The sequence below is a fragment of the Kosakonia sp. MH5 genome (genome assembly GCF_009935945.1).
Taxonomy (GTDB): Bacteria; Pseudomonadota; Gammaproteobacteria; order Enterobacterales; family Enterobacteriaceae; genus Kosakonia; species Kosakonia radicincitans.
Genome location: NZ_QODH01000052.1, coordinates 1 through 501 on the forward strand (window position 1 = coordinate 1; position 501 = coordinate 501).

Genomic DNA, 501 nt, shown 5'->3' on the forward strand with positions numbered 1-501 from the left:
AACTTGCTCTGCTGGGAAACCTCCTGGGCAGCTCTCAAATGTTCACTGCTCCTCAGAAACATCCCTCCAAACGATGGCCACACAGTGTAATGGAAAAAAAAGCTGTTCTGTTCAAGCAGTGAACTCCGTTTTCAATGATCCCTGTTTTGGGACCTATAAATACCTGGAAGTATCTTATGAATGTCTCAAACCTAAGCAGCACATAACTTGTGAAGGTTTCAGAGCTGACATTACCTGTGGGAAAGGTGTTATTTCCGTTTATTATGCCAATTATGGACGGCGGAATCTTGCAACCTGTCCTCATAAATTCGCAACTTCAACCCACTGTAACTCTGATCAGACTGCGCGTATGCGTTCCAGGTGCAATGGAAAGCAGTCTTGTCATGTACAAGCTTCAAATTCGGAGTTCTCTGATCCATGTGTAGGGATCTATAAGTACCTGGAAGTGACCTATTCCTGCATACGAGTTTAGCATGATCTGCATCAGAAGGTGATTGAAAT

Annotated in this window: 1 protein-coding gene; it reads left to right on the top strand. The window is 43.7% G+C overall.

The features are described 5' to 3' along the window. Positions 1-472: SUEL-type lectin domain-containing protein (locus DK872_RS28115; protein ID WP_161519146.1), on the top strand; the 472-nt coding region annotated here is incomplete at its 5' end. Positions 473-501: the final 29 nt, after the last annotated feature.